Below are 23031 nucleotides of genomic sequence, written 5' to 3' on the forward strand. Positions count from 1 at the left end.
AGCGGTGATTACGGGAACCTTAGGTCATACATAGGATAAATTTGTGAAGCAAGACAGCCGTCAGCTTTATAGGCGATAGCTCAACTTAAGGGACTTTAGCCAGCGTACAGCAGCGCTCTGGCGTTATCACCACCGTCCAGGCAGGCGGGTTTCCGGGTCAGGTCTATGCAAAAAATTTTAGTCATCCACCCCCCTAACCAGGCTCGGTTGGCAATTGAAACGCTGCTTGAGAACGCTGGGTTTGAAGCTGTCATAGCAGACAATGGGGTCACCGGGCTGCAGGCGGCTCAGCAGCAGCGGCCCGACCTTGTCGTTTGTCATCGCAACCTCAACGGCCTGAGCGGGGAGCAGGTTCTGATTGCCGTTCGTGAGGCCGCAGAGCTGGCGCTGACTCCATTAATTCTGCTGACGGATAGCGACGACCGAGCTCAGATACGCCGCGGCATGGCGCTGGGGGCAAACGACTGCCTAGCCGCTCCCTTCACGACCGAAGAGCTAATCGACACAATCGCTGCCCGACTGAAGCTACGAACAGCGACCAGCGATCGCTATGTCGCCATCCTGCGTAAAACCGCTGAACGGCTGAATCGGCTGGCCTACTACGACAGCCTTACTGACCTGCCAAACTATCAGCTATTGCACCAGCGGCTCAGCCAGGCCGTGGAGAGCTCCCAACAAACTCGCCAGCCGATGGCTCTACTGACGCTCAGCCTCGACCGGCTGCGGCAGGTCAACAACGTGATGGGTTACCCAGCCGGGGATGAACTGATCAAAGCCTCGGCCCAGCGGCTCCAGGCCTGCCTGCCCCCAGGCGCTACCCTGGCTCGGCTGACGGCCCACCAATTTACCATTGTCCTGCCGGAACTGGATGGAATTGCCCAGGCGAGTCAGCTCGCCGGCAAGCTGATCGATGCCCTGAGCCGACCGTTCTCCCTGCCGGGACAGGAAGTCTTTATGACCATCAGCATTGGCATCGCAATCTGTCCTGACCATAGCGAAGACATCAATACGCTGCTGCGCCAGGCAGACGCAGCCCTGAGCTGGGCAAAAAATCAAAAGAGCAGCTCTTACCAGGTCTTTCACGACAGCATGCCGGTGATTTCGGGGGCGCAGCTGACGATGGAAACCTGGCTGCGGTATGCGCTAGAGCGGGGCGAGTTTGAGCTGCACTATCAGCCGCAGCTGGGGCTGCGCTCCGGCTGTCTCGAAGGGGCTGAGGCGCTGATTCGCTGGCGGCATCCGCAGCAGGGCTTTATTCCGCCGCTAGATTTTATTCCGCTGGCAGAGGAGACCGGGCTAATTTTGCCAATTGGCCAGTGGGTACTGGAAACCGCCTGTCAGCAGGCCAGACAGTGGCAGGTCAAAAAACTGAGCTTGAGCCATGTCGCTGTGAACCTGTCGAGCGTCCAATTCAACCAGCCCGACCTGATTGACTGCGTCGCCCAGGCACTGGCCACAAACGACCTGCACCCCAGTCAGCTAGAACTAGAAGTGACGGAAACTGCCCTGATGCAGGATGCCGCCCAGGCGGTTGAGACCCTCAATCAGCTAAAGGCGCTGGGCATTCGCCTTTCGGTAGACGACTTTGGCACCGGCTACTCTTCCCTCAGCTATCTGAAGCATCTGCCCATTGACACGCTCAAAATCGATAACTGCTTTGTGCGTGGAGTCACCCAGGATACGAAGAACCAGATTATCCTCCAGTCCACGATTGAAATGGCTCACCGACTCGGGCTCAGTATCGTGGCGGAAGGTGTCGAAACCGAGCCTGAGAAAACCCTGCTGGTTCAATATCACTGCGACTTTTTGCAGGGATACTGGATTGGCCGCCCAATGCCAGCAGCGGCGCTAGAGGACTGTCTAACGGGGCAAGACAAAGTCGGCTCAATCGCTAAATTCGTGACTTAAGGTTTAGTCCTGCTCACAGATACCGTAATCTTGCTCAAGCCCATGGGAATATTAGATACAAACCGCGGCGGGTGCTGCCTTAAGGATTCTATGTGGCAACGGTTTAACAACTGGGTTGACAGTGCAAAGGTCTATCGCGACCTCTGCCCTGATTTTACAGTTCGCCATCAGGTCAACCGCTGGCTGCGATCGCGGCGTCGGGCGCTGCGTTTTGAAGACTGGTGCCAGGTTTTTATTCCAGATATCCTGCCAGAGCGACCGCGATCGCGACAGCTGCTAGCCTTTATTTACAATTCCTTTGAGCATTACTCAGGGCTGGAATTCAGCCGGGTACGGCCGGAGGATCGGTTCATTGCCGACCTCCAGTTTCCGCTGGTCTGCTGGTTTGACTGGCCGCTGACCTTTTGCGATGACTTTGCCGAGACCTTTGGGCACGACCTCAGCAGCCTGTTTGACGAAGCGGAATTCAAGACCCTGCAAGAGCTGGTGACGTTCCTGTCCCGACAGCTCAACCTGGGCGACACCGTCGCACCGACGACCTGAGCGATGTAACGCTGGATTGCCGAATTTTCCACCTGGTCACGAGGAGCGCTAAATTATAGTTGGCCTTCTTGCTGGATTAGACCTATGCCTAGAACCCAGAAAAACGATAACTTCATCGACAAGTCTTTTACGGTCATGGCAGACATGATTCTAAAGATGATGCCGACTAAAAAGCAGGCCAAAGAGGCGTTTGCTTACTACCGCGACGGGATGTCGGCCCAGTCCGATGGCGAATATGCCGAAGCGATGGACAATTACCAAGAAGCCCTGCGGCTCGAAGAGGACCCCTATGATAAGAGCTACATTCTCTACAATATGGGCCTGATCAACGCTAGTAATGGCGAGCATGAGATTGCCCTAGAGCGCTACCAGGCCGCCTTAGAGCTGAATCCACGGATGATTCAGGCGCTCAACAATACGGCGGTGATTTACCATTACAAGGGCGAACAGGCCGAGGCGGCCGGTGATAAGCAGCAGGCTGACGCCTGCTTTGACGAAGCGGCTAAATATTGGATGGAAGCCATCCGCATCGCTCCGAATAACTACATTGAAGCTCAAAACTGGCTCAAGACCACAGGCCGGATGAATATCGACGTTTTGTATTAACGCTTGAGCTTTACCATGATTGACCTCGAACAAGTCCGCAAGGTTGCCCATCTCGCCCGCTTAGAGCTGACGCCGGCGGAAGAGTCCCAGTTTACGACCCAGCTCAGCAATATTCTGGAATATGTGCAGCAGCTTGATACGCTGGACACGGCCAACGTGGAGCCGACGACCCGGGCAATCGAGGTGAGTAATATTACCCGGCCCGACCAGCTTCAGCCTTTTCCAGAGCGCGAATCGATTTTGGCAGAGGCCCCTGAGCGCGAGGATGACTTTTTCAAGGTGCCCAAAATTTTGGATGACGATTAATGCAGCGTTGGCGCAGGCGGCCAGTCGCAGGAGCGCAAAGACTTCGATAGAGAATTGCAGGCTGTTAGCGCTAAATCAGACGACAGCAACTGTTCTTTATTCTGCCCAGATTCAGCCATTTCGCCAAACTGGCACAGCTAATATCTACGACTTTAGGTCATTTGAAGAGCATTTCTCTCAACCACCTCAGTAAACTGTCCCTTGCCTATCCGCAGGGACTAGGGCAGCGAGATACAACAGTAATAAGCAAACGGAAGCCCAACTAAACCAGACCTGCTTCTGATTGCTAATTTCTCAGCCTTTGTCTTTTTGAGTGTCGCGACTAGAAAAGGTCAGAGGTCACGAGAGATCAATTCACGCTTATGGTTCCATCGACACATCTTTAGAGGTATCAACTGATGAAATTCAACGCACGCATTTTGGCTCCTTTTGGTCTTGCTGCTGCCGCCCTGGTAGCTCTCCCCCTCGGTGCTAGCGCCCAAACGGCGCAGACGGGCTATAACTACGTCGGCATCGGTGGCGGTGATGAAGGCTTTACCGTCAATGGTAAAATTGCCGTTGCCAACAACATCTCTGTTCGTCCAGCGGTTAGCACCGACTTCGATTTTGACGACAGCGAAGATGTTTCCTACCTGCTGCCGATTACCTACGACTTCAACTCACCCGAGCCTTCGGGGCGGCTGCTTCCTTTTGCTGGAGCGGGTATCCGCGGCGATATCGGTGACGACAGCACGGTTGACTTTGCCGTAACCGCTGGGACCGACTACCGGATCAACAATCGTCTGATTGCGAACGGCTCTCTCAACTGGGCTCCTTTTGCAGAGAACAGCCGCGACGATGTTAACTTCACCGTCGGTTTGGGTTACGCCTTCTAGACAGACAATGACTCTCGGTGAGCCGGTTTAACCGCCTTTCCGAATGATCTGAACTGTCATTAGCGCCTGAAGACTCTCTCGGAATATATTCCGAGAGAGTCTTTCTTGTTCATTTTTTCGCCGTAGCTTCAGCGACCGCTAGCTGCCCCCCGAGCTGGGAACAGTTCAGCGTATTCATCAGATAGGTTCGTGCGTAGATGATTGAACTGACCGGGAGTCACAGCCTCTTCGATCACCGCGAAGATTGCCCGGACCTGATCTCGCGCTTCGGTCACTTCTATTCCAGCTTTGTCTGCGATCGCGCTGTAGAACTCATCTAAACTCATGTAGGTGCCGTTCTCACCCTCGTGCCCACGCAGATACTGGCCTAGCTCTTCGGGGATTTGGGCTGCTAGGTCTTTCGCCTCGTCACCGTACATCCGGTTGGCAAGAACTTCAAACGTTGCGCGGATAGACTTTTCAGCCGTCTGACGGGAAGCTAAGGATCGAGAATTAAATAACTTGACCATTTGTGCATGTCTCGCGGCCCTCACCCCGGCCCTCTCCCCGGGGGAGAGGGAGCTAGATCCGGCCCCCTTCTCCCCCGGGAGAAGGGTTGGGGATGAGGGCTCGGGAGTTGTGCATCTTATTAAATCCTTGATCCTAAACCGGCAGTTGCCTGAGCTTTGTCTAAGAATTCGATGTATTTCATAAAGCCTCTCTTGGGGTTGGATCAAACAATGCATTGCAGCATCAATTGCGCATCCCGTCACCCAGAATACAGTCAGCAAAATTCTGACCTCAGCTCGAGGACTGAGTAGGGGCTGCGTTACAGGATACTAAAGATTAATATAAAAAAACCTGATTATTCCTTCATCGCTCAAAAGAGCCGTTTCAATCCCTTTCAATTGGCAGACGGCAACGGAAATAGGTCTTTCATTAGTTACAGGATGAGCTGCCAGAGAACAACCGTCATCCCCAAGGTTAATCCATGCTGGGGTAGCAGTTTGAGAAACGGCTGACGGGCGATTTTTTGGGTCAGAATTAGACTCAATAGGGCACCTGCTATCAGCGAGACGCCTTGCAAAAAAGCAATCACTGCTGGATCGGCAATCCAGATAGGGCCGGTTTCCGCTAGCCCGAAAGTTGCGAAAGATATTGGCACGATGCGGCCAGCCTCGGTCAGCCCGAGCAGTAGGTAGTGGGCGAGGTTACTCAGCAGCACCAGCGGCAGGTAGCCATAGGCCAGCTCTAAGAAAGGTCGCGGCTTGAGACTACCCCGGAGGATACGCATGAGGCCATAGACTCCTAACGCTACAGCAGTGGGAAACAGCAGGGCAAGGCCAGCCGCGATCGCATGTCCTCCCCAGCTTTCAAGCAGCGCGGTATCTCCTAGCACCGCCGTCGTCAGCGGCGGTAGCCGACGCAGGAACACCGCTCCCCACAGCAGCAACAGCAAGGCTACCTCATAGGCGGTTGGGTTGTGCCCGGCCCATAGCTCAATTCCCGGCGGTCTCAGGTTGAGCTCCACCGAGCGGTGGGGGCAGGCCTTGAGACAGGTCATGCAGAGCACGCAGTTGCGATTGTCAATCAGCTGGGCCGGGTGAGAGTAGATCGGACAGCCGCCCGTTTCCTGGCCTTCGCCTTCGGCGGGGCCGCCTTTGTAGCAGTGATAAGTCTTGCAGGTGGCCGAGCAGATGCCCTTCTGTGCCCGCAGCTCCACCATTGATAGCTTGGCAAACAGGCCATTCATGCCGCCGATCGGGCAGAGGTAGCGGCACCAGAACCGACGCTCGAACAGCGCCGAGCAAACCATCGCCCCAGCGGTGATAATCAGCAGCAGCCAGGCCGAGAGATAGGCCGTATTTTCCAAGTTCCACAGCTCTTCCCACAGCAGGATTAGCAAAAAGCCGCCGTAGAGGATCCAGCCGCCCCAGCGCTCTGCCCACTGCCTGGGCCAGGTTCCGAGCTGCCGCGGCCAGAGCCAGAGCGAGAGTTTTTGGGTGACTTCGCCGTAGATCATAAACGGGCAGACCGCGCACCAGAGCCGACCGACAAAGGGAAAGCCCAGCAGCACCAGCGGCCACCACCAGGCCCAAAACATATTTAGCGCGAAGTTGGCATCGCGGGTCTGGGGGCCAATAAACAGAACGGCTACGACGATGGCATAGAACCATAGAGTAAAGCCGTAGTTGATTCGGTCCGGCCACCAGGGACTGAGCAGAAATCGCCGCAGCCTGGGATAGCGGTTGAGCAGATTAAGGCGTAAACGGCGACTCTTCTGACTGGCTCCAGCCGACCAGAAGACTTCTTCGGTTAAAACGGATTTTGACTCGGACTGGGTAATGGCTCGTTCAACCAGGCTTTCTAGCTCAGTAATGTTGCCGGGAAAGTCGTAGCTTTGCAGCCGCCGCAGGGCTTCTGGAGTCAAACGGGGGCGAGTGAGGTCGCGATCGCGGCACAGCAGCTGCAAAAAATAGTTCACATGGGCCTCAATATCGGCCTTGCGGACGCGCAGCGGCGGCGCCTTGATCTGCTGACCTGATTTTTTGGCAAATTTAGGCAGGCTCTTTTCAGAGGTCATCAAAATCCAGGCAGAACTCTGCTGCGGCGGCGGCGGGGCTTCGCCTTCGCGCGATACCGGTCGATAGGTACCGGTCTCTAGTAAGCTGAGAATCGGCGCTTCGAGCTCGGGGTCAAGGTCTTGCAAATTATTCAGCAGCAGCGTCCCATTGCCCAACCATTCCAGCAGTCCCGGACGGCTCTCTCCCCGGCCAAACAGGTCTACCGAACGCAGCGACTCACAGTTGATTTTAACTAAGGGAGCCTTTTTATTGCCGGAACCAAAGTGAATCAGCGCGGCCAGATTGTCTTTGCCCAGGCCAGGCTCACCAAAAATGAGAATCGGCGGTCGGCGTCCGGCGTCCTCTGGTTCAATGTGAGTTGCCTGACGCACGTCCTCCCGCAGCCGAATCGCATAGCGGCTGGAGCCAACAACACCTCGCACTACCTTAGGCACCAGGTAGGGCCGCAGCGCCTGCTGTCGCTCCTGCTCGTAGAGCAGCTGTTCCGAGACCTGGTCGAGCTGCTCGGCCAGCAGCCGCGAAAGCTCTTTACTCAGCTGGGGAGAGTCTTCTGCTAGCTGCTTGAACCATTGGCCATCGAGCCGCCATAGGACACAGTCGGTCAGGGAAACGACCGTCTGGCTGGCCCTGCGGTCGAGCAGCAGCTCCTGTAAATGCAGGACGGTACCCGGCAGCAGGGTGGCTGCGTTGGCCATGCGGGTGCGCTGAGTCCGGTAGCTTTCCAATCGCCCCTGAACCAGAATGCAGAGCGTCTCGGGTCGGGTATCTTCTAAGATCAGGCGGCGGTTTTCCGCAAAGGTTTCCTCCGTCAGGCAGGACGCAATTTTCTCAACCAGTTCGTCGGACAGATCGCCAAAAATTGTGTGTTTTCGTAACCAGCTTGCGCGCTCAGCAGTATCCATAGCCAGCCTTTTGCAATTGAAACTTTTCTCAGGCTAGCCTGTAAGCCTCATTCTGAGGCTAGAGGCTTTACAAGGCGCAAGAATCGCCCAGGCCGTTTTACGCCCTTCGCTTTGTCAGAGCGGAGTTTGCCAAACTAGTTTTTCCGCCTAACACGCTGCTGAACCTGTATCCGAGGGATATCGCTGTTTCTGCCATTTGAAAGATGCTGGGCTGGGTCGTTTTCAAGACAGTAGTAAAAGTTACAAACTGCCATCGGAGGCATCGACATTATTATGGCTTCAGCCACACAGGAAACTCGAATAGACGCGATCGCAACTAAGCTTGCCGACATGCAGGCCCTGCAAGAGCTGCTCATTTCTAACGAGCAAACCCTGCTTCAGGCTTGCAGAAGCGATCAGAAGATCGCCGACACCTTCCAGGAAATCATCGAGGACGACCGGCAGAACATGGGCACGATTCAGTCGGCCATTTCCGAACTGGGAACCACCAGCCAGCCCCAGGACAACGTGCAGCAGATGGTGAACAAAGTTCGGCAGATGATGTCGGGGAATGAGCTAGACCTGTATGAAAAAGTCATGCAGCACGAAGCCCTCACCCATAGCCTGGTGATGACGGGCCTGCTGGTCCACAAAGCCGCTCAGACCTCTGGCGACATTTTAGAAAAGAAGATTGACGAAATCAACAAGGTCAATTTCAAGAACCGCAAGCACCAGGAGCAGCTCAAGAGCGTCATTTTAACGCTGGGCACCCGCGAGCTTACCGGCAGAGAGCCCGATGACGGCGTGTGGGGTCAGGCTGAAGACGCGGTTGCGGCCCTCAAAGGATTCTTCGGCGGCATTACCGACTAGCTGCGGTATGCGCTTTTAGCTTAGGAAAACTCAGGCGTTGGGTCGAGGGGAAAATGGCCCTGCTCTGACGATTTTTTATTCGCTAACGCTATTCGCTAACCAGTAGAGTAAATCCTGCTGTGACGAAAAGTCTAACAGTGCTTTCCCTAAAGCTTCGAGCTGAGTAAGGGATAACTGCTCCACCTGCGACCGCGCTGTATGTGATATATTTCCTAGCTTGTGATTGAGCAACCGGAGAATAAGCGATCGCCCTTCTTCCTGTCGGCCTTCCTGTCGGCCTTCCTGTCGGCCTTCCTGCAAAATATCCTGATAAATTACCGACTCCTGCATGAGTTCCCTCCGCAAAATTTGCTGAATCATCCCTCTTTCCAATAATAGCCCGGCTAGGATCGCTGCTGCTGCCGCAACGTTACCTTGTATGCCTTGCTCTGAAATGTTGTCAATCTCAGCCGCTACCTGCTGTAGTACTTCCGCTGGGTTTCTCACCTGACTCAATACGGCAAACGGTAGCAGTCCGGGAGCCGCTAGAAATATCTCTGGCGGCTGCTCCCACAGGCGAATGACCTCAAACTCATGATAGGTACTTGGCAGTGTAAACGATGTTTGCTGAACCAGCTCCGAGCGTGTCTGCTTCAAATAGATGACTATCTGCCGCATTGACTTGTGTGGAAAGCGACGATAGGTTCGCAATCGATAGTCGATCATTCTGAAGGGAATATTCGGGTCAGGCTGAGTCTGGAACTCTACCTGTAATACTAATTCATCGGATTGCAGTAGCATCAGCGCATCGGCTCGAATGGGCTTTAGCGACAGCTCAGAGGGACTCAGCTGAGTCAGGGCAATAGGTTCTCCAATTAGCCAGCTAGCAAAGTCGGTAGAGAAGGTTTCAATTAAGAATTTGCAAACTGTGTCGAACATGGTGTCTGTTTTGTTCTGCTCGACAACCTGATTTTCGCATAGACGTTTGTATGTAAACCGCTCAGCAGCTGAACTACTGACAATCTTCGCTATCCTCTTGTCAGTTTTGAGCCTTATAAACCGATACCGTCATAGCGAGCAACATTTTCCTTGTCTAGCATTCGCCGACCGTCGATGACCAGAGGCTGAGCTGGAAGCTTGGCCAGCAGGTCTGGCAGCGCAGAGAATTCTGGCCAGCGCGTGACCAGCACGATCGCTTGAGCATCGTCAATTGCCTGCTCTAAGCGATCGCAGAATACGACGGCGCTATCCTTGAACAAATCCTTGGTCGGCTCTAGGGCAATTGGGTCATAGGCTTTAATCTGGGCTCCCAGCTCTAGCAGCGACTGCATCACGGGTAGGGCTGGCGATTCTCTAATGTCGTCCGTGCCCGGTTTAAAAGCAAGACCCAGAATCGCGACGCGCAAATTATTGACATCTGGGCTGTGTTTTTTCAGCAGCCGAATCAGCTGATTTGGCTGCTCCAGGTTGACTCGAATCACAGATTCTAAAAGCTGCATCGGTTCGCCAGCCCGCTTGCCGTGGGCAATCAGCGCCTTGACATCTTTTGGGAAACAGCTACCGCCAAAGCCGCAGCCGGCTTCGATATAGCTCGTAAAGCTGGGCCGAATGCGGGTACCGTCCGACAGAATGGGGCTGAGTCGCTTATCGAGATGCACGCCCTCCATCACATCAACCACGTCAATGCCGCCCAGGGCAGTGCAGAGATTGCCAATCTCATTGGCAAAAGAGATCATCGTCGCCAGCAGAGAGTTGGCCGTATATTTGATCATCTCTGCAGTTTTGCAGCTGGTTTCGAGCTTATCGACGTCTTCAAAGACGCTGTACAGCTCGCCCAGGAGCTGAATGCTCCTGGCGTCAATGCCGCCGAGCACGATTCGGTCAGGGGCCATAAAGTCCTTAATCGCTTCGCCTTCCTTTAGGAACTCGGGGTTCATCCCTACGCCAAAGTCTGGCCCGGCCTGCTTACCCGAGGCCGACTCTAGAATAGGCCGGACGATATCGTCGGTCGTTCCTGGCACGACGGTACTCTTAACCACAACCAAATGGTATGAAGGCTTGTCTTTCAACACGGTGCCAATCTGCTCAGCCACCTCTTTGATGTAGCGCAGGTCAATTACGCTGCCGTCAAAGGGGGTGCCCACCGCAATAATTGAGAGGTCCGTAGACAGGACCGCCTGCCGCAAATCGGTAGTCGCTTTCAGCTGCTGGCCTACCGTCTGCTGGAGCAGCTCGTCTAAGCCCTCCTCATAGATTGGCGACATTCCCTGGTTGATCTTGCTGACCTTGTCCGCGTCGATATCGACACAGGTGACCTGATGCCCTTTGGCCGCCAGACACACGCCAGACACCAGCCCAACGTACCCTGTCCCAACTACAGAAACTTTCATCTATTTATCCTCTGCCTGCTGATTGTCTTGATACCAGAGCAGGGTGCGCTTCAGCCCCGACTCTAGGGAAATACTCGGCTGGTAGTCCAGCTCTGACCGCGCCTTTTCAATCACCGGACAGCGGCGATTGGGATTATCGACCAGATAGTCTCGGTCTGAGCTAGCCTGGCGGACAACCTGGCCGGTGTAGTCGAACAGCGATCGCGACATCTCCACCACCTGCTGCGCCAGCTCTAGCACCGAAATTTCCGGCTGCTCAACGCCGATGTTATAGGCTTCGCCGGGGCGCCCTCGGACCAGCACCTTGTAGTAGCCGACGATGGCATCGGCAATGTAGCAGAAGGTCCGGGTGGGAGCCCCGTCCGAAAGCATGACAATATCTTTTCCGGCTAACACATCACGGGCAAAATCCGGCAGCACGCGGCGGTCAGTAATTTTCAGGCCGGGACCGTAGTTATTAAACGGACGCGCCGTTTTAATCGGCAGGTCGTACTGCTGGGCAAAGTTAACACAGAGGGTTTCGCCGTATCGCTTAGATTCGTCATAGCAGGCCCTCGGCCCGGTGCAGGACACGTTACCACGATAGGTTTCCGGGGTCGGAATATTTTCAGGAGTCGGGTCGCCGTAGATTTCACTGGTGGAGTAAAAGAGGAAGCCCTCTACCGGCGCGGGGCTGCTCTGCTGCTGGCGGCAGTATTCCAGCAGGTAGCGCAGCCCGCTGACGTTGGCATCCATGGTCTCGATTGGGTACTTGCGATAGTAGATCGGCGAGGCGATAGAAGCGGCATGGATAATGTACTGAAAGTCGCCGATCGAATCGGGCAGGGGATGCGTGACATCGTGCTTCACCAGGGTCAGATTGGGGTTTTCCTTGAGCTGGGTCAGCCAGTCGGGGATGCCCCGAATATAGTTGTCGTAAACGGTGAGGCGAATCGGCTGGCCCGCAGATTGATTCCAATGCAGGATGGACTGCACCAGGTAGTAGCCTAAAAAGCCAGCGCCGCCGGTAATCAATAGGTTTTTGCCGGCGAGCTGAGCAAATTCTGACTGAAGATGCTGACAGATGTAGCTGAGGTCTGCATCGATGACGTCTTTAGCGGTTTTCATAGGAGTGGGTAAGAGAGGCGTACATTTTTTGAGCCGCGATCGCGCTGCCGGATCAGTTTTTAGATCCAAAGTGCCGATCCTGCTCGGCTCGGAGCTGATGCGCGAGTCGGCCCTGGGGCAGTTCGACATCGTCGTAGGTCAGGACCTGATCTTGCACCACATCGCGCTTCAGGCGGCAGCCCTCCGCCAGTCCCATCGGCAACAGTTTTTGGGCCATGACAACATCGGCATTGTCACACTGGCCGTAGGTCTTGTAGCCGCCTAGCCCATCTAGGGTTTCACCGGCTTTGAGGTCTGTCTTTGCCGTAGTAATCACATCGACGACCTGGCCGCCCAGCGGCGCAATCACCACATCCTGGAGCAGGGCCACCCGAGCTGCCGAAAGCGGCACTTCAAACACGGTCAGGTGATAGGGCACATAGAAGCTGTAGAGCGGCCCTTCGCCTAGCTTGCCGTAGTTCAGGTAGTGAGCCTGGATTGGGTCATCGTGGGTGGCAAACACAAACACCCCGGGACTGGGCTTGGGGCCGACAACGTAATCGACAATCCCACCCCAGGCCCTGAGCTGATCGACGTCGTAGTGGGTGACCATGTCGTCGATGTGGCCCCGATACTCGTAGCCCAGCATGCCGCGCTGGGCCACCTTCATGCCGGTGGCGTTGGCGACGATCGCCTGCTCAAAGGAAATCTTCGTGCCGTCGGCAAAGCTGGTGACCATATGGGCGGTTTGGCCCCACTGCTTGGCAAAGCTCTCCTGGGTTGTGGGGTTGCGGTATCGGTCCTGGAGTCCCTTGATGTTGCCACACAGCACCGGGGTCAGCCCGATACTCTCGACAAACCGATAAAGGTTGAGCTGCACGCCGGGCTGGTCGCCATCGCAGCCGGTCAGAATGACCCCGGCCCGGTCGGCGTAGACCTTCAAGATTGGCCCGACGGTGCCGTCTAGCTCGGCGTTCATGGTGACGATAGGCTTGCCGCATTCAATCGCCTTGAGAATCACCTGGGCACCAAATTCTACATGGCCGGTGGTTTCGATCAGGACTTCGATTTCTCCAGACTGGCAGAGCAGCTCGGCGTCATCGGTGACGGCATATTTGCCCTGGGCGATCGCGCTATCTAGCTCAGCGGTCGTCGTTACTTCTTTGATATCGCCAATGCCGACCTTACTGTAAGCTTCGTGAGCTGCAGACAGGGTGCGGTTTGAAATCGCCACCAGCCGCATTCCCGGCATGTAGTTGGCAATCTGATTGGCAATGCCTCGGCCCATAAACCCGGCCCCAATCATGCCAACACGCAGCGGATTGTGGTCGGCCTGACGGGCTTTGAGCGCAGTATCAACGATCATCATGGGGAAACCTCAGCGGTTGCGGTTGGACTAAACAGCGGCCAGGCAGCGTCTTTTGCAGAGAGCTGACTGACCGGCAGGGGCCAGTCTATTTTAAAGGTTGGGTCGTCATAGCGAATGCCCTGCTCGCAGCCCGGCGTATAGAATTCACTCACCGAGTAGAGCGCTTCTGACCCGTCCGTCAGGGCCTGGTAGCCATGGCCAAACAGCTCTGGCACATAGAGGCCGCGTCGATTTTGGGCCGACAGCTCTACCCCGACATGCTGTAAATAGGTGACTGATTCTGGCCGCAGATCGACGATGACGTGATAGTTTGCCCCCTGGATGCAGCGCAGAAATTTGGCTTCGGCTGCCGGTGGGGTCTGATAGTGCAGCCCTCGTAGGGTGCCCTGCTGATGGCTGAGCGACAGGTTGCACTGCGCGATCGCGGACTTTAGACCCTGGGCCTCGAACGCTTTTGCACAAAAGGCCCGCGCAAAGAAGCCGCGGTCGTCCGCAATCGGCTCCAGCTCGATGATAAAAGCCCCTGCTAGGCCAGTGGGAATAAATTGCATATCGCTAAACTCCTTAATTCACCTGTGGACTCCGGACCAGCCAAGGAAAACTACCAGACTTTCCAGGGTGCCTCACCCTCTTTCCAAAGCCGCTCCAGCAAATTCTTGTCCCGCAGCGTATCCATCGGATGCCAGAAACCGCTGTGCCGGTACGCGGAAAGCTGCTGCATATGGGCGAGCTTCTTCAGCGGCTCCTGCTCCCAAACGGTCTTGTCCGCCGCGATTAGATCAATCACCTGGGGCTCCAAGACAAAGTATCCGCCGCTAATCCAGGCCCCATCCCCCTCTGGCTTCTCCTGAAAACTCTCAATCTTGGTCTGCTCTTGAGCTAGGGAAATAGCGCCGAATCGCCCCGGTGGCTGCACCGCAGTCAGGGTGGCAGAGGTACCCTGAGCCTTGTGAAACGCCACTAGCTTAGTAATATCAATATCGCTGACGCCGTCGCCGTAGGTAAAGCAGAAGGTTTCTGAGCCAATGTGCTCTCTGACGCGCTTTAGTCGGCCACCCGTCATCGTCTCCTCGCCCGTATCGACCAGCGTCACCTGCCAGGGTTCGGCTTTACCCGCATGCACATTCATTTGGTTGAAGCGCATATCAAAGGTGACGTCGGACATGTGTAGGAAATAGTTGGCAAAGTATTCCTTGATCACATAGCCTTTATAGCCACAGCAGATAATAAATTCATCGATGCCGTGGGCTGAATAGGTCTTCATGATATGCCAGAGGATGGGCTTGCCGCCGATCTCCACCATCGGCTTAGGCTTGATCCCGGTTTCTTCGCTCAGGCGAGTGCCAAACCCACCCGCTAGTATGACTGCTTTCATAAGGTCACCAAAAGTTACAATCGTATAGGTCACTCACTGCGACTGGAAGTCTTTTTCGATGCGGGCCATCACCTGAGCGATAACGGTTTGATATCGCTGAACATTGAACGTTTCTCTAACTTTTTTCTGGGTTTGAAACCAGTCAACGGGATAGGCATTTCCTTTGACCAGGGTCGCGATCGCGTTGGCAATAGACTCCCCGGTCGGCTCACAGGTCCAGAGGTCCTCCGGGTCAAAAAATTCCCTCAGCGCTGGCGAATCCATCGTCAGCGTTGGCAGGCCCAGCGTTAGCGCTTCGACCAGCTTGTTGGGAACCGCGGCCCGCGCTTTGTCCGTATCGCCAAAGATACCCAAGGCTAGGTCACAATGCTCATGTAAGAAATGGGGCAGGGACCCATCGAGGAATCGCAGGTCTTGTCTCAAAAAGACCCGATCGCTGAGGTGGCTGCGCTCAATTTTTTGGCGGTAGTCTTCAAACACTTGCTGCTGGCCGGTTGGCGGCACCCCAAAGAGATAGCAGCGGTAGGCCATTCCCCAATCTTTCAGAAGCTGCATGGCTTGAATGATGTTATCCAGACCGTGCAGGGGAATAAAAGTTCCCCACCAGCAAATGCTGATCGCATCGGCTGATTTGAAGCCGCCTGACCCCAGCGCTGTGGAAGATGACGCGGAGGATTCGGTAATTTCGCTGAACAAAGGTGCAATAAAGCATTTATCAAAGTTAATTTGAATGCCTAGCATATCTTGCCAATATCGAAGCTCATAGTCAGCAATATCAATGATGTAGTCAGCCTGGGTCAGCGCTAGAGTATCTTTCTGCTTTAGCCGAGCCGCTTCGGGGCTATTTACAGGCACGGTTTGCTTATCCTTGACAGCGGTATCATACAGAGAAGCATAAACCTCAACGACCAGCTTGGCATTGAATAGTCGAGCTGCCCAGAGGGCGCTTCTGATCAATTCCACGTTCATGGGCAGAAGATAGATAACATCTGCTAGGGCGGCTTTAATAAACAGCTCGACCCAGTAATAAGCCGAAAAAACAATTCGTAAAATCTTAGAAATTAAATCTTTTTTAATGCCTCGCTCGAAGTAAAATTCGGGAAATATAAAACTAAGTCGATAGCCAGAATCAAGCAAATATTTAATCAGGTTTTCGGAGCGATAGGCCCCATACAGGTTGCCGTAGAGCAAGATTTTCAAGCGCTTTTTTGAAATCGGCATCTATCGCCTCCCGGTCCATACAATCATTTGCTTCACGCTTACTCTCTATCTCCGCTGGCGCTAGCTTGGCTTTTCTGAAGGCCTGTTCGATATTAAAGATAGCTTTGCAATTTTGAACAGCGCCGACAGCAGGACCCGAGTCTGTTTTAGCATGGCGGGATTGTAAGCAACCGAGCGGAATAGGCAGCCTGCGGCAAACATCGCTTCTTTACGACCTAAACGGTCTTTTTCAGGCGCACTCAAGACCTTAAAGGTGAGATATTTGTAAAAGCTTGCTAGTGCTTTTGGCTTGAGCCTTTGGAAACTGTCGGGAGTCTGCGCAAACACCCTGTCGATTACCGCTAGCCCGGCCGACCGATGGTTCTCTAACCTGAAGGACTTTGACCGGGACGAAACGCGGTAAAGCACCTGTACCTGGGGCACAACGGCGAAGCGGTACTGAGCGGCTAGCCGCACCCACATTTCCCAATCTTCTGCAGTGCGTAGCGTTTCGTCAAAGCCGCCGGTGTGATCAATAGCCGTTTTACGAATCAGGGGATTGGACCCACTTTCCAAAAAACTGCCCAATACAATCCGCTCGTATACGTCACCTGCAATCGTCGAATGCATTCCCGAGCGCAGAAATTGACCAGATTCATCGATATAGTCCACCCAGCTATAGGCCACGGCTACCGCCGGATCGGCCGCTAACGCCTGAACCTGTGCGGCCAGTTTGTCAGGCAGCCAGAGGTCGTCGGCGTCTAAAAAGGCAATATACTGGCCCGATGCCTTGGCGATACCGAGGTTTCGGCTCGCTGAAACGCCTGAATTTTTCTGAGAGACGACGGTCAGCCTACAGTCCTCAATCGCGTCGAGCCGCTCCAGCGTTCGGTCGGTTGAGCCATCGTCAATTACAATAATTTCAAAATCGGTCAGCGTCTGCTGTATAACAGACTCAACCGTTTCGGCAATGGTTCGCTCGCTATTATAGGCTGGGATGATTACCGAGATGAGAGCCATGACGTCAGGTCGCTTCAGGTTTCCAGGTGTTTACAGCTAAGCTGGCCCGGTTGTGCTGGCCCCGTGGCCCGGCGCGGCAGGTGGCTGACCAGGCTGCGGCCAATAAAGTAGGCCGGACTGAGGGCACTGCTCAAAAAGAACGCCATCTCGCAGGCCGCGATCGTGTCTTTCTGAGGATTTCCAGCATGGGTCCAATAGTGCTTGAGCGCACGACGCCAGCCGCCCAGCGCAATCTTGGCCATAATCAGCGGCTTTTGCCAGTAGCTTTTAGCCGTAATCATCCGAAGATGACAGATACAGAGCCCGCAAGCCCAGCTGAGATTGATCAAATAGGCTCTTTCCAAACGCCTGTCCGGAATTTCGTGGGCAGCGTGGAGGTCAGGATTGTACCAGATCTCCCAGCCAGCCCTGTGCAGATAGAGCAGCGGCTCGAAATCTTCCCCTCCAACCATTGAGCCGCTTACCGGGCCGCTTAGGGCTAGGTGGGTGGGCACATCCCTCAGCCAGGCCTGGCGTCGTACCACCCAGGCTGCCGAGGGCGGCAACACTAGGTTTTCTGGGTCGTATTGATGCGCCTCGGGGCCGCGTTCCCGAATTGCCAGGAAGGACTGAATACGCTTGAAGTTTTCTGGGGGTGGCGTCTCAAACTTGCCATGGATCTGACCGCCATAGGCACCGGCGCGATCGCGGGACGCGCCAGCGGCATAGGCCGTCGCCACCCAATCAGCAGCCGGGATAATGTCGTCGTCGAGAAAACCTACCCATTCACTCTGGGCCGTTTGAATCGCCTTTTGACGGGCGAAGCCAGCTCCCTGCTGAGGCTCGAAGGCATATCTGAGGGTGGGGGTAGTATCGGCCCAGTCCCGCTGATACTGCTGAATCAAAGCAGCGGTCTGGTCGCTGCTGTTGTTATCGACGACCAAGATTTCCCAGTCCAGGTCTGCCGGATAAGTCTGCGATCGCAGCTGCTCAAGCAGCCTGGGCAGCCGCTCAGCCCCGTTATAGGTTGGAATAGCAACTGTAAAGTCTGGCATGGTTGGCTCCACAACTGGGCGCGTAGAAGGGGCAGAATCTGACTACTGAGGGGTAACCCCAGCTCCATTAAAATGACATCTCATCTAAAACCTCAGCGGCTGAGGCTCAGCCAGCTGGTATCCCTGAACATAGTCAACCTCCGTTTTTTTCAACTGACTGAGGGCCTGAGCTGTCTCAACCCCTTTGGCCACAATCTGAATCGAGCGAGCGTGGCTCAGCTGAATCATGGACTGCGCCTGCTCAAAGGCAGAAGCATTCCGAACGGCTGCTTTGACCGTATGGCTGCTGAGCTTAAGGTAGTGAATAGGGAACTGACTGACAAATTTTTCCACTCCACCGCACTGGCTGAAGTCGTCAATGGCCACTAGGCAGCCAATCTCATGCAGCCCGTGAATCAGCTGGCTGACCTGAACCGGCAGCGCGATCGCGTCGGCTTCGGTAATCTCAAAGCAGAGCTGGCACGGGGGAAATCGATGTCGCTGTAGCTGGTCGGCGATAAAGCTAGGCAGTTTGGGATCGCAGACACTAGCAGTCGATAGATTGACGGAGTAGATAGACTGGGGCTGGGTCGGCAGATGAGTCAGCTTTGACGCCGAGCCCTCTGCCGCGCTTTGAGCTGGGAGAGATTGAAAAAATTTACGCAGGACCCAGCGATCGAGGGTGCGGAGCAGGCCATAGTGCTCCGCAACGGGGATGAAGCGGTTTGGAGAAACCATGCCCAAATTAGGACTGGCTGACTCGGCCTGGTCAAACAGGCGTAGTAGAACTTCACCTGATGCTTGACTATGGCTGTTAGCGGCGATCACCGGCTGGCTATACAGCTGGAATCGATCCTGCTCGAAGGCCTGGGTCAGCCGCTCTAGCCACTCCTGCCGCTGCGGCAGATGACGGCGCTCATAGCGGGCCTGCTGCCCGTCCTGATGGGCTTTGCGGAGCAAGAAGAAGGGGCTGACGACCGTACTGCGGAGGTGTTCGCGATCGCAGGCGGCCAGCAGCGATGACTCATTCGAGCGCCGGACCAGGTTGAGCGCCAGCTTACGCAAATCGTTGGCAATGTAGCCTGGGATCATCAGCGGTCGCTGCCAGGAGCGAATGCGCATCATCCGAATATAAAATCGGCTGAGCCCGTCACAGTGCAGCAGCTGGAGCAGATAGTCCTGCTCGAGTCGCTCGCTAGAAATCTGGTGATAGACGACCATTGCCGGGTTATACCAAACCTGCCAGCCTGCTTTCTGAATATGCAGCACGGCTTCCAGATCTTCGCTAGCCAGGCCCGCGGCTTTGCCTTTGTTGTTCAAAAATAGGCGCGGGGGGACGGCATCGAGCCAGGCCTGTCGCCGCACCACTAGTCCGGCTCCGGGGGGTAAAATTTTCTTCTGAGGCTCGTACAGATGGGGGGTGTCGCCGCGCTCGATAATGGCTAGGAAAGGCTTGATTTTGGCCAGCTCCGGCGGCGTCAGCTGGTCCGGCGGGCCGGCTGAGAATTCGCCGTGGATCTGGCTGCCAAAAGCGCCGGCGCCGGGATGAGCTTGGCCAAAGCGATAGGCCTGCTCGACCCAGTCGCAAGCAGGTAGATTATCATCATCCAGGAAGGCAATCAGCTCTCCCTGGGCGACGGTGGCAATTCGCTGCCGGGCATGGGCCGCGCCCTGTTCAGGGGCAAAGCGGTAGTGGAGTGATACCGCCTGAGGCCCCTCCTGATCCCAAATTCGCTGATAGCGCCGGACGACCTCAGCCGTCTCATCGGAGCTGTTGTTGTCGCAGACGATGATTTCCCAAGCAATATCGGCGATATTGATCTGCGATCGCAGCCGATCTAAAACTAGCGGTAGCCGCTTTGCTCCGTCATAGGTTGGAATCGCCACAGTCACATCGAGGCTGACGACGCAGCCATCAGCCTGAGCGGTCAAGGCCCTATTGGGGGCCGTATTGGGGGTAGGGTTGGGAGCGTCAGCCATCAGGGGGGCGTTGTTAACCGTAGCCGATTCTGGCTTTGACCGTGGGGTCTCTGGCTGTAGCGCGGAAAGCGGACCTTGGAGCATCGTTTCAAACCAAAAATCGGTTTATTAAGGCCAGCGCAAACCTGACCGGATGAAACTTAACAACGGCTGACTGTAGCTTGTCTGGGGAGATTGCGTCTCAAGTCAAACTCAACTATGAACGTATTCAATCTCAACATATCCGCAATCGTATCTACAACGCTTTTTGAAGTTCTTCAAAGAGTCTTCACTGAGGCTGTCCGCTGAAACACTGACAAAAAGTTTGTGTGAGGTCTCGCTGGGCACACCGGAAATAACCAGGCGGGTATTTAGCCCAGCTTATCGCCGCTGAGCACGAAAATGGGGTCTATCGCCGCAAAAAACTGCTGATTGCCTCGGGTTTCCAACCGATTGACAGCGGGCTGCGCCACTTCTATATTGCGTACCTGGAGTTCGGCAAATGCTTCTGAAACCGCGTACAGGCCTTTCAGGCTGCCGACGGTAACGACGATGCGCCCATCGGGCAGCAGCCGTTTCCAGATCGACTGAAGGATTTCCTTGAACGACCGCCCGCCCTCGATCAGCACACAGTCGGGCGACTCGGGCAGCTGGCTAAGGCAGTCGGGGGCACTGCCGACGGTCACTTCAATATTGGTCAGCTCAAAGCGATCGCAGTTGGTTTGAATCAGCTGGGCCACCTCCGGATCGCGCTCGACCGCGATCACTTTACCCTGCCGACAGAGCAGTCCGGCCTCAACCGCAATCGTCCCCGTCCCCGCCCCAATATCCCACAGCACCGAGTCGGCCCTGAGCCGCAGGTAGCCCAGCAGCAGCAGCCGCACTTCTCGCTGACTCAGCGGAATACCCGGCAGCCGCTCGAACAGATGATCGGGAATACCGGGCGTAACGTAGGGCCAGAGGGCAGACATAGGGAGCGCTGGTTTATCCCTCAGCATAGAAGATCCGGGCCGCGATCTCCTAGCATTCAAACGTCCTTGGACTGAACCACGGCTAGGGTCTGGAGGGTGGCATCCCGGCAGCCAGTCAGCACACCGCCTACCGCCAGCACCTGCTGCAGCGCCCTGATCGCAGCTGCGCTGATTCGCTCTCCCGGCAGCAGAGTGGGAATGCCCGGCGGATAAGGGCAGACGGTCTCAGCACTAATCCGGCCAACGGCGTCAGCGACGGGTAGGATTTGGGTGGGCGCAAAGAATGCCTGGCGGGGGCTACAGCCTGTTTCTATAGACCGTTCCAGCTCCGTGAAATCGGTCTTAGGCAGGTTTAATGGACCTGAGCCGCGATCGCGCAGTCCCGCTAGCGCCTCTACTAGCTGCTCCATATCCGCCAGGTCATTGCCCCAGCCGACGATGAAGGTCAGCTGCTGCAGCGTCGGCAGTTCCGCCGTGACGCCCCAATCCTTGTGCAGCATTCGATCGGCTTCATAGCCGGTCATCCCCAGGCCAGAAACATCAACCGTCAGCCGGGTGCGATCCCAGTCGGCACAGCCCGGCGTTCGCCCCATTATCTGAGGGCCAATCACCCGCAGTCCGGGCAGCTGAGCAATCCGCTGGCGAGCCCGATCGGCTCGCGTCAGCGCCTGCGCTATGAGGTCTAGTCCCTCAGTGGCCATCTGCTGGCGAGCGGCGTCGAGGGAGCCTAATAGCAAATAGCTGGGGCTGCTGGACTGGGTGAGGGCCAGGGCCTGAGACAGACGATGGCGGTCTATCCGGCTCCCCTGAGCGTGGAGCAGGGCGGCCTGGGTGAAGGCGCTAAGCACCTTATGGGCAGACTGGATGACGATATCGGCCCCGGCTCTGAGCGCCGGAGTAGGTAGCTCAGGATGGAAGGCGAAATGAGCCCCGTGGGCTTCGTCTACAATCAGCGGCAGAGCATGGCGGTGGGCGAGTTCGGCAATTTCTTCGACATCGGCGCAGATGCCCTGATAAGTCGGCGAGGTGATCAAAACGGCGCGGGCGTCGGGGTGCTGGGCTAGAGCCTGCGCGATCGCGTCTGCCGTGATGCTGTGGGCTAGTCCCCAGTCGGGGTCGTAGTCCGGAGTGACGTAGACAGGCTGGGCACCGGAGAGGATCAGGCCCGCGATCGCCGATCGGTGAGCATTGCGCGGCAGAATCAGCTTTTCACCTGGGCCACAGGTGGCCAGGATGGCGGCTTCTACACCGCTAGTCGAGCCGTTAGCCAAAAACCAGGTCTGCTCTGCCCCAAATGCTTCTGCCGCCAGCTCTTGAGCAGCTAGGATCACGCCTTCTGGCGCAAATAGATTATCTAGCTCCGGCAGCTCCGGCAGGTCAGCAGTAAAGACAGACGCACCGAACAGATCCCTATGCCGCTGAGAAACGCCGCGTCCGCGCTTGTGCCCCGGCGTGTAGAAAGCCGCGTTTGGGCGGATGGCACAGTGCCTGAGAGCCTCTACCAGCGGCGCAGCCGACTGATCCATTGACTCCATTGACGAACCTATGGGTTTGGCAATGGATCGCAGCGAATTTCGATGATGAATCCATCGGGGTCGTAAAAGTAAATGCCCCGGCCCGTCGGTCGAGTCACGGGGCCGTCAAAAGTAATCTGATGCGCTCTCAGCCGCTCCATCGCCTGGTCAAACTGGGTTGGGGCAATATCGAAGGCCAGATGATTGGCTCGGGTAAAGCCTTTCTCGGGGTCGGGGTCCGGCGGTGACAGGTCGGGCTCCCAGAACAGGTCTAGAATCGTCCCATCTGGTGTCCTAAAGTTAGTCACTTTGCCCTCCGCCACCAGCTTGACCAGCGTTTTCGGCACCTCTTCGCCCTGAAGTTTGTGAAGGCCTAAGACCTCACCGTAAAACTGGCAGGCCGCCTGCATATCTTTCACGTTGAGGGCGATGTGATGGACGCCACGTAGCATTCCTTCGGTGAGGACAGGCTGGGGACGGGAAGAAACACTGACCATAGCGTTGTCGGGCTTCGTAGAGTTCAAGCGAATCGTCGATGCCTTTACTCTAACGGAACTTCTGAATCGACATCGACTAAAACGCTAAGAAACTTTAGGGAGGCA

At 55.7% G+C, this 23031-nt stretch carries 21 protein-coding genes; 6 read left to right on the forward strand and 15 right to left on the reverse strand.

Annotated elements, in window-relative coordinates; all coding sequences use genetic code 11:
- Positions 1-165 precede the first annotated feature (165 nt).
- From IQ241_RS06560 to IQ241_RS06580, 5 genes are all read left to right on the forward strand, one after another.
- Positions 166-1908, forward strand: coding sequence for a putative bifunctional diguanylate cyclase/phosphodiesterase (locus IQ241_RS06560; RefSeq protein WP_193905621.1), 1743 nt, complete (start codon positions 166-168; stop codon positions 1906-1908).
- A gap of 90 nt (positions 1909-1998) precedes the next feature.
- Positions 1999-2451, forward strand: coding sequence for a hypothetical protein (locus IQ241_RS06565; protein WP_193905622.1), 453 nt, complete (start codon positions 1999-2001; stop codon positions 2449-2451).
- Between the two features lie 84 nt (positions 2452-2535).
- On the forward strand, positions 2536-3057 hold the full coding sequence (locus IQ241_RS06570; protein ID WP_193905623.1) for a photosystem I assembly protein Ycf3: 522 nt from the start codon (positions 2536-2538) through the stop codon (positions 3055-3057).
- A gap of 15 nt (positions 3058-3072) precedes the next feature.
- Complete coding sequence (gene gatC, locus IQ241_RS06575) at positions 3073-3363, forward strand: Asp-tRNA(Asn)/Glu-tRNA(Gln) amidotransferase subunit GatC (protein WP_193905624.1); 291 nt, start codon at positions 3073-3075, stop codon at positions 3361-3363.
- A 398-nt stretch (positions 3364-3761) separates the two neighbouring features.
- Positions 3762-4238, forward strand: a complete 477-nt coding sequence (locus tag IQ241_RS06580) for a hypothetical protein (protein WP_193905625.1) — start codon at positions 3762-3764, stop codon at positions 4236-4238.
- Between the two features lie 128 nt (positions 4239-4366).
- On the opposite strand, the gene IQ241_RS06585 is transcribed toward IQ241_RS06580, so the two are convergent.
- Both IQ241_RS06585 and IQ241_RS06590 read right to left on the reverse strand, forming a co-directional pair.
- Entirely contained in the window at positions 4367-4747 is a 381-nt protein-coding gene (locus tag IQ241_RS06585; RefSeq protein ID WP_193905626.1) for a DUF2267 domain-containing protein, read from the reverse strand.
- 413 nt (positions 4748-5160) lie between these two features.
- The gene (locus IQ241_RS06590; protein ID WP_193905627.1) at positions 5161-7704 is read right to left on the reverse strand and encodes a sigma 54-interacting transcriptional regulator; all 2544 of its coding nucleotides are present in this window, start codon (positions 7702-7704) and stop codon (positions 5161-5163) included.
- A 273-nt stretch (positions 7705-7977) separates the two neighbouring features.
- Here IQ241_RS06590 and IQ241_RS06595 point away from each other — a divergent pair, with 273 nt between their 5' ends.
- Complete coding sequence (locus IQ241_RS06595; RefSeq protein WP_193905628.1) at positions 7978-8553, forward strand: hemerythrin HHE cation-binding protein; 576 nt, start codon at positions 7978-7980, stop codon at positions 8551-8553.
- Positions 8554-8628: 75 nt separating this feature from the next.
- Here IQ241_RS06595 and IQ241_RS06600 read toward each other — a convergent pair whose 3' ends face one another.
- The 13 genes from IQ241_RS06600 to IQ241_RS06660 form a co-directional block, all read right to left on the reverse strand.
- Entirely contained in the window at positions 8629-9471 is an 843-nt protein-coding gene (locus IQ241_RS06600) for an Rpn family recombination-promoting nuclease/putative transposase (RefSeq protein ID WP_193905629.1), read from the reverse strand.
- Positions 9472-9584: 113 nt separating this feature from the next.
- On the reverse strand, positions 9585-10922 hold the full coding sequence (locus IQ241_RS06605) for a UDP-glucose dehydrogenase family protein (protein WP_193905630.1): 1338 nt from the start codon (positions 10920-10922) through the stop codon (positions 9585-9587).
- Positions 10923-12029, reverse strand: a complete 1107-nt coding sequence (locus tag IQ241_RS06610) for an NAD-dependent epimerase/dehydratase family protein (RefSeq protein ID WP_193905631.1) — start codon at positions 12027-12029, stop codon at positions 10923-10925.
- 52 nt (positions 12030-12081) lie between these two features.
- Positions 12082-13377, reverse strand: coding sequence for an NAD(P)H-dependent oxidoreductase (locus tag IQ241_RS06615; protein ID WP_193905632.1), 1296 nt, complete (start codon positions 13375-13377; stop codon positions 12082-12084).
- Positions 13374-13928 (reverse strand): dTDP-4-dehydrorhamnose 3,5-epimerase, encoded by a 555-nt coding sequence (gene rfbC / locus IQ241_RS06620; RefSeq protein WP_193905633.1) that lies wholly within the window; start codon positions 13926-13928, stop codon positions 13374-13376. Before rfbC ends, IQ241_RS06615 begins: the two co-directional genes overlap by 4 nt.
- Positions 13929-13978: 50 nt before the next feature.
- Positions 13979-14752: a glucose-1-phosphate cytidylyltransferase gene (gene rfbF, locus IQ241_RS06625; protein WP_193905634.1), complete on the reverse strand. Its 774-nt coding sequence runs from the start codon at positions 14750-14752 to the stop codon at positions 13979-13981.
- 33 nt (positions 14753-14785) lie between these two features.
- Positions 14786-15973, reverse strand: coding sequence for a glycosyltransferase (locus tag IQ241_RS06630; RefSeq protein WP_193905635.1), 1188 nt, complete (start codon positions 15971-15973; stop codon positions 14786-14788).
- Positions 15974-16033: 60 nt separating this feature from the next.
- On the reverse strand, positions 16034-16972 hold the full coding sequence (locus IQ241_RS06635; protein WP_193905636.1) for a glycosyltransferase family 2 protein: 939 nt from the start codon (positions 16970-16972) through the stop codon (positions 16034-16036).
- A 14-nt stretch (positions 16973-16986) separates the two neighbouring features.
- A complete protein-coding gene (gene hpsE / locus IQ241_RS06640; protein ID WP_193905637.1) occupies positions 16987-18006 on the reverse strand; it encodes a hormogonium polysaccharide biosynthesis glycosyltransferase HpsE in 1020 nt (339 codons plus the stop codon).
- Positions 18007-18090: 84 nt separating this feature from the next.
- A complete protein-coding gene (gene hpsE, locus IQ241_RS06645; RefSeq protein ID WP_193905638.1) occupies positions 18091-20049 on the reverse strand; it encodes a hormogonium polysaccharide biosynthesis glycosyltransferase HpsE in 1959 nt (652 codons plus the stop codon).
- A 266-nt stretch (positions 20050-20315) separates the two neighbouring features.
- Positions 20316-20915: a precorrin-6Y C5,15-methyltransferase subunit CbiT gene (gene cbiT, locus IQ241_RS06650; protein WP_193905639.1), complete on the reverse strand. Its 600-nt coding sequence runs from the start codon at positions 20913-20915 to the stop codon at positions 20316-20318.
- 56 nt (positions 20916-20971) lie between these two features.
- Positions 20972-22450, reverse strand: a complete 1479-nt coding sequence (locus tag IQ241_RS06655) for an aminotransferase class I/II-fold pyridoxal phosphate-dependent enzyme (protein WP_193905640.1) — start codon at positions 22448-22450, stop codon at positions 20972-20974.
- Positions 22451-22458: 8 nt separating this feature from the next.
- Positions 22459-22926 carry a VOC family protein gene (locus IQ241_RS06660; RefSeq protein ID WP_193905641.1) on the reverse strand — a complete coding sequence of 156 codons (468 nt, stop codon included), beginning with the start codon at positions 22924-22926 and terminating at the stop codon, positions 22459-22461.
- Positions 22927-23031 lie beyond the last annotated feature (105 nt).

This window comes from Vasconcelosia minhoensis LEGE 07310, from assembly GCF_015207255.1.
Lineage (GTDB): Bacteria > Cyanobacteriota > Cyanobacteriia > Phormidesmidales > Phormidesmidaceae > Vasconcelosia > Vasconcelosia minhoensis.